The sequence below is a fragment of the Sulfuricurvum sp. genome, assembly GCF_023250475.1.
Taxonomy (GTDB): domain Bacteria; phylum Campylobacterota; class Campylobacteria; order Campylobacterales; family Sulfurimonadaceae; genus Sulfuricurvum.
The window spans coordinates 1-6832 of the sequence record NZ_JAHFAQ010000120.1 but is presented as its reverse complement, the minus strand read 5'-3'; the positions used below and the strand labels follow the sequence as shown (position 1 = coordinate 6832).

The following is a 6832-nucleotide window of genomic DNA, read 5'->3' as shown; positions in this document are numbered from 1 at the left end:
CCGATCAAACTTCGACGCAAACGGAATCGTAAAGTTCCCCGCGCCGCAGTAGAGCTCCAATAAATCGCCGCCGATCCCCTCAAGTTGCCCCAATGACCATTCGATCATCTGCTCATTGACGCTTGGGTTAGGCTGGGTAAAACTGTTTTCGATATGGATGTAACGGTATTCGCGACCATTGATGCGGAGTTTTTCGGTGACGTAATCTTGGGTAAGGATCAGTTTTTGTTTGCGGCTACGTCCGATAATATAGATACCGAGCCGTTTTTCCAATTCAAGCGCTTTGTGTTTCCACTCTTCATCCAGCGGACGGTGGTAGAGCATACTCACGGCAACCTCCCCCTCGCCCGACGTTAAAAAGTCAACACCAAAAAGTTTGTGTCCCATCTCTAAGCTCGTAATTTCGGCAAGCAGACGCTCCATCACCGTCGCGATGAAAGGGGAGACGATTCCGCATCGGCTGATTTTCAATGCCCCCTGCCGATCAAGCCGGCTCATCGCATAGGAGATTCCGATGTCATCATGATAAATTTTAAATTCGGCACGGGAGCGGTACTGTGCTGATGGAGAGGGAGAAACGGTGATTTCACCCGAATATAAAGATTCAAACATCTCTTGAACCGCTGAAACTTTATGACTTAGCTGTCCTTCATAACCGTTCTCATAATCGCGGCAGCTTCCGCAAATTCCGAAATAACTACACTCCACAATAACCCTTCATGACGAAACTATTTGACGCTGGCAATCAGATTTCCGATTAGCAGGTTCCACCCGTCTACCATGACGAACACCAGTATTTTAAACGGCATCGAGATCATAACGGGAGGGAGCATCATCATCCCCATCGACATTAAGATAGAGGCAACGACCATGTCAATAACCAGAAACGGCAAAAAGAGCAAAAATCCGATCTCAAACGCCGTTTTAAGCTCGCTGATCATAAATGCGGGAATCACGATCGTGAGGGGCACTTCTTTGATCGATTGGGGATTTTGCATGTGGCGAATACGCAAAAAGAGGGCCAAATCTTTTTCACGGGTATTGCGCACCATAAAACTTTTAAACGGGGCGGTCGTTTTTTCAAACGCCTCATCGTAACTAATTCGCTCTTCGCTGTAGGGTTTGATCCCCTCGTCATACGCTTTGGTCGCCACCGGTTCCATAACGAATACGGTCAAAATAAGGGCAAGCATAACGAGAAGCTGAGTCGGGGGAACCTGCTGTGTCCCCAAAGCCTGACGCAAAAATCCGAACACGATGACAAAGCGGGTGAAGGTGGTCATCACGAGTACCAGACTCGGTGCCAGGAAGAGGACGGTAAGGACCAGCAATACATTTAATGAGCTGACCACTTCCGCCGGAGTTTCGGGGGCAGTGAGGTTGAAGTTCATTGCCGGAATCTGCGGATCGGCACCCCAAAGCATCAGCGGGATCATAAAGAGAAAAAAAGCTAAACGACCCAAACAAAACTCCGCGAATAAAAAAATTGTTTTTAATGAGGCGATAATACCACAACCTAAGGGTGTATCTTCATTAAATTCTGATAAAATTGCAGGAATTAATCGCAGGAGCCTGTATATGGTAAACTCACTCTCAATCGTCATTTTAGCTGCCGGAAAAGGGAGTCGGATGAAATCGCCCACAGCGAAAGTACTCCATGAAATCTGCGGTCGTGAGATGCTTTACTACAGTATCAAGGCAGCGCGGGAGATCACCGATGACGTTATCGTGGTCGTCGCCCACCAAAAAGATGCCGTCATTGCTGCGATGGAAAAACACTTTATCGGACTCACCTTTATCACCCAAGATGCCGAAAACTTCCCGGGAACGGGGGGTGCCATGATGGGAGTTCACCCTAAATACGATGATGTCCTCGTCCTCAACGGCGATATGCCGCTGATAGAGCGTTCTTCGATCGAAAAATTTCTTACCAATCCTGCCGATATCGTCATGTCGGTTATCCCGCTAGATAACCCATCAGGCTACGGACGCGTCGTTATTGAAAACGACCAGGTGCAACGCATCGTCGAAGAGAAAGACGCCTCAGAGAGCGAAAAAGCGATCAATACCGTTAACGCGGGGGTTTATGCCTTCAAGCACCACGTCTTGCAAACCTATATCCCTCGTCTTTCCAATGCCAATGCCCAAGGGGAATACTACCTCACCGACGTTATCGAAATGGGACGCAACGACGGATTGAAGATTGCACCATTGTATGTCGAAGAGGTGGAATTCAAGGGGGTCAATTCAAAAAATGATCTTGCCCAAGCCGAAATCATCATGATGGATCGTCTCCGAAAATCGTGGATGGATGCGGGGGTAATTATGCAGCTTCCCGAAACCATCTATCTCGAAGAAGGGGTAAAGTTCGAGGGAGAGTGTATCGTTGAAAACGGTGTGCGGCTGTGCGGAGAGAGTCTTATCGTCAATTCCCACATTAAAGCCCACAGCGTTATCGAAGAGAGTATTGTCCGTCATTCGGACGTAGGACCCTTAGCGCATCTGCGTCCGCTGAGCGTATTGGATGGGACCCATATCGGAAACTTCGTCGAAGTGAAGAAATCGACCCTTACGGGGGTCAAAGCGGGTCATCTGAGCTATCTCGGCGATGCCGTCATCGGTGAGGGGAGCAACATCGGAGCGGGAACGATCACCTGCAACTACGACGGAGTGAAAAAATACCAAACCCTCATCGGCAAAAACGTCTTTGTCGGAAGCGATACTCAGCTTGTCGCCCCCGTGGAAATTTCCGATAATGTGATGATTGCCGCCGGAACCACCGTAACGGCAGGGAAATACGAGAGTGATATTTTGATCATCAGCCGTACCCCGATCCGTAAAATAAGCGGATTTTTCTCCAAATTTTTCGGCAAAGGGAAATAATGCAAATCCCGACAAATCTTTTAGCGGGTAAAAAAATCCTCCTCGGAGTTACGGGGTCGATTGCGGCATACAAATCGCTCGAACTCCTCCGTCTTTACATCAAATCGGGAGCCGAAGTGCGTGTCGTTATGACCCCCTCAGCCAAAAAATTTGTTCAGCCTCTGAGTTTTGAGGCTCTCAGCCGCAACCGTGTACTGGATGACACCAACGAATCATGGGCGGATGATTTCAACCATATCAAAACATCGCAATGGGCGGATCTCTTTGTTATCGCCCCTGTCACCGCCAATACGATTGCCAAACTTGCCAACGGCATCGCCGACACTATGCTGACCCAATGCGCCCTCGCCTATCCGGGACTAAAGCTCCTCGCCCCATCGGCCAATACCAACATGATCCAAAACCCGATGATCCAGGCTTCTTTGAAGATGCTCGCGATTGCTAACTATGAAATCATCGCCACCCAAACCAAAGAGCTGGCCTGTCAAGTCGTCGGAGAGGGAGCTATGGCCGAACCGCTGGAGGTATTTTGGCACAGCGCCCGGGCATTACTAAAAAATGATTTTTGGGAAGATCGCCGCGTCATCGTCACAGGCGGAGGGACTATCGAGAAACTCGACGATGTCCGAACCATCAGCAACCGTTCCAGCGGAAAAATGGCCTCGGCACTCGCTACGGCTCTCTTTTTACGGGGAGCCGACGTCAACCTGATTGCCACCCGTTTTGAAAACAATCTTCCGACCGCTATCCACACCATCGATGTTGAAGGTTCCGAAGAGATGGGGGAATACCTTGAAGATTCCATCCGTATCGCCAAAAAAGGGAAACTCTCAAAAGCGTCGCTCATCCATGACGCTCCGATAGCACTGATTCAAAAAGTTCCCTATTTATTTATGGCCGCAGCGGTAAGCGATTATCTCCCGACTCATCCTCAAAACGGAAAACTCAAAAAAGCGATGCTCGGAGAGTCATGGAATATCGAGATGAAACAAAACATCGATTTGCTCACTGCGTCCAATAAAGAGGGGATCAAAACGGTAGCTTTCAAAGCAGAAACAGACAGCAGCACCGCAACGGATAATGCAAAAAAACTTTTGGAGCACAAAGGGGCGGATGCGGTGTGTCTGAATATTATCGATGAGAATAACCCGTTCGGAAGCGACTCGAACCAAATCGATTTTATCACCGCCAACGGATCGCTCTCGCTTCCGAAATGTGACAAACTCACCCTCTCCCTTCACCTCTTAGATCAAGCAGCATGTTTATGAGCAACCGCCCCAGCCATATTGCGATCATCATGGACGGAAACGGCCGCTGGGCAGAATCTCAGGGAAAAAACCGCACTTTCGGTCATGAAAAAGGGGCGGAGTGCGTACGTGCCATCACCACTTACTGTGCAAAGCACAGTGATATCGAACGTCTCACGCTGTATGCTTTCAGCACCGAAAATTGGAAACGGCCGAAGATCGAAGTCGAATTTTTGATGAAACTGCTCGAACGCTACCTCAAAAGTGAACGTTCTACCTATCTGGAGGGGAATATCCGCTTTGAGCCGATCGGCGATCTGAGTATTTTTTCCAAATCGCTTCGCGGCGTCATCGACGATGTTCAAAAAGCAACTGCACATTGCAACGGACTGGTACAATGTCTGGCACTGAACTATGGAGGGCGTGACGAGATCGTCCGTGCCGCCAACTCACTTCGGGCAGAAGGTGTGCTGAGTGTCGAGTCGCTCACCGATGCCCTCGATTGTCCCCATGATGTCGATTTGCTGATCCGTACGGGGGGAGATCACCGTCTCTCGAACTTTCTCTTATGGCAAGCGGCCTATGCGGAGCTGTTTTTTACCAAAACCCTTTGGCCTGAGTTTAGTACCGACGAGCTGGAATCAATTATTAAAAAATTTAGAACGGTCGAGAGACGCTTCGGAGGATTGAACTGATGGAATTAGCCTTTATATTTATTTTGGGGGCGACAATCGGCTCTTTTTTGAATGTCGTGATACTCCGTATCCCGCGTGATGAGAGCGTCTCATTCCCCGCATCACACTGCATGAGCTGCAATACGCCGCTGCGGTTTTGGCATAACATTCCCCTCCTCTCATGGCTCTTTCTACGGGGGAAATGTGCGTTTTGCGGTGAAAAAATTTCGGTACAGTATCCGATCATCGAACTTCTCAGCGCCCTTATTTTTCTCTTTAGCGTGATCAAATTCGGCCTTACCTTCCAAGCGCTCGGAATTGCCGTAACCTTTGATCTCCTCCTTGCCCTCTCCGCGATCGATTATCGCTATAAGATGGTTCCCGACAGCCTCAACCTCGGTGCCCTTACCATCGCCGTCTTTAGCGTCACTTCGTTTGAACAGTTCGGATACAACGTTACCAACGCGCTGTTGTTTGCCGGAGGATTTTCACTGTTGCGCTTTTACATCTCCTACATCATCAAAAAAGAGGCTATGGGGGAAGCGGATATTATGATCGCCGCGACAATCGGGGCATTGCTCGGAGTCAAACTTGGTCTTGTCGCGATCTTTTTGGGTGCGGTGCTGGCTCTGCCGGCATTGCTGTTGACCAAAGATGAGAGCGACGAGTCCAAAGAGCTCCCCTTTATCCCTTTTTTAGCGATAGGATGTTGGCTTGTTTTGATGTTCGACTCCTACGTTAATGCTTTTTGGGTGGGAATCTATGGATAAATTGCGCCGTTACATTCTGTCGAATCTCTCAATCCTGTTTTTTTCGATTTTTCTCCCGCTTTTCGCGATTGCCTCGGTCATTTTTATGATCAAACTCGCCACCTATACGGCGGTGATTCAGCTCTCTCTCGTAGAGATGGGGAAACTCTACCTTTTCGTCGTTCCTGAACTCCTTTTTTATACACTCCCCATCGCGTTCGTTGTCGGAGGCGCGTTGGCGCTCTATCGTCTCTCAAACGACAATGAGATGGTCGTCGTCTTCTCATTGGGAATTTCCCCACTCTTTATTGCCCGTGTTTTAGCCGTTCCGGCTCTGTTGCTAAGTATTTTGCTGTTTGTCAATTTTGTCGTCGTGACCCCCTACATCAAAATCATCTCCGCCAACTTTTTGGAGAAAAAAAGGGCCGAAGCCAAATTCAATCTGACCGCTTCGGAATTTGGCCACCATTTCGGAGACTGGATGCTTTTTATCAACAAAAGCGATATCCAATCGCGCGTTTTCGGGGATGTCGTCCTCTTTAACAAAGCGATGCACGAAGAAATCCTTATCAAAGCCGAAAAAGCGGAACTAATCAACAAAAAAGGGGTATTGCAGCTGCGCTTGGATAACGGAGAGAGCTACAGCTACAACAATGATCTTCTGCGGACCATGCAATTCAAAACCGGCTACATCAACGATAAACTCACTACCGATCCGATGATCTACCGCAATACGCTCGATTACTGGACCAACAACGAACTGCGGGAGCGAAAAGATCAGCGCTTTATTACCAATACCTTGCTCTCTCTCTTTCCGCTCCTCTCCGTCTTTTTGGTTATCGCACTCGGAATCGTCCACGCACGTCATCAAAAACGGTGGATTTATCTATGGCTGTTCCTCTCCATAATCGTCTTTTATGCAGCCGCCATTATCACACAGCAATGGCTCGGATTCCATACGATTTGGGTTGTTACCCTTGTGTGGCTGATCGTCACCTACAGTTTTTATAAGCGCCTGGTGGGGAGCCGTTTTTGAACCGTGCCAAAATCACGATGAGCTACAACGGCTCAGCGTTCATGGGTTCCCAACAACAACCCACCACCCATGAAACCGTTATCGGAACCCTCATCATCGCCCTCAAACGGCTCAAAATCAACTCTGCACCCAAAGGTTCAGGCCGCACCGACAGAGGCGTTCACGCCACCCATCAGGTGATGCACATCGACCTTCCCCTCTTTTGGAGCGATTTGCAACGCCTCAAAGAGATGCTCAACCTCC

6 protein-coding genes and 2 pseudogenes are annotated in these 6832 nt (G+C 48.9%); 6 read left to right on the top strand and 2 right to left on the bottom strand.

The features are described from left to right. Together Q0C19_RS10125 and fliP are read right to left on the bottom strand one after the other, a co-directional pair. Positions 1–708, bottom strand: a pseudogene (locus tag Q0C19_RS10125) (tRNA (uridine(54)-C5)-methyltransferase TrmA); the annotation flags it as partial. A 20-nt stretch (positions 709–728) separates the two neighbouring features. Then, positions 729–1436, bottom strand: a complete 708-nt coding sequence (fliP, locus tag Q0C19_RS10120; RefSeq protein ID WP_295055643.1) for a flagellar type III secretion system pore protein FliP — start codon at positions 1434–1436, stop codon at positions 729–731. 142 nt (positions 1437–1578) lie between these two features. On the opposite strand from fliP, the gene glmU reads away from it, so the two are divergent. From glmU to Q0C19_RS10090, 6 genes and pseudogenes are all read left to right on the top strand, one after another. Further along, complete coding sequence (gene glmU / locus Q0C19_RS10115) at positions 1579–2883, top strand: bifunctional UDP-N-acetylglucosamine diphosphorylase/glucosamine-1-phosphate N-acetyltransferase GlmU (RefSeq protein WP_295055641.1); 1305 nt, start codon at positions 1579–1581, stop codon at positions 2881–2883. Then, positions 2883–4151, top strand: coding sequence for a bifunctional phosphopantothenoylcysteine decarboxylase/phosphopantothenate--cysteine ligase CoaBC (coaBC, locus tag Q0C19_RS10110; RefSeq protein ID WP_295055639.1), 1269 nt, complete (start codon positions 2883–2885; stop codon positions 4149–4151). The genes glmU and coaBC overlap by 1 nt, the downstream gene beginning before the upstream one ends. Next, positions 4148–4825, top strand: a complete 678-nt coding sequence (gene uppS / locus Q0C19_RS10105; RefSeq protein ID WP_295055637.1) for a polyprenyl diphosphate synthase — start codon at positions 4148–4150, stop codon at positions 4823–4825. The genes coaBC and uppS overlap by 4 nt, the downstream gene beginning before the upstream one ends. Then, positions 4825–5574 (top strand): A24 family peptidase, encoded by a 750-nt coding sequence (locus Q0C19_RS10100; RefSeq protein WP_295055635.1) that lies wholly within the window; start codon positions 4825–4827, stop codon positions 5572–5574. Before uppS ends, Q0C19_RS10100 begins: the two co-directional genes overlap by 1 nt. Continuing rightward, complete coding sequence (locus Q0C19_RS10095) at positions 5567–6589, top strand: LptF/LptG family permease (protein ID WP_295055634.1); 1023 nt, start codon at positions 5567–5569, stop codon at positions 6587–6589. The genes Q0C19_RS10100 and Q0C19_RS10095 overlap by 8 nt, the downstream gene beginning before the upstream one ends. Continuing rightward, a pseudogene (locus Q0C19_RS10090) lies at positions 6586–6832 on the top strand (tRNA pseudouridine synthase A); the annotation flags it as partial. The gene Q0C19_RS10095 and the pseudogene Q0C19_RS10090, both read left to right, overlap by 4 nt.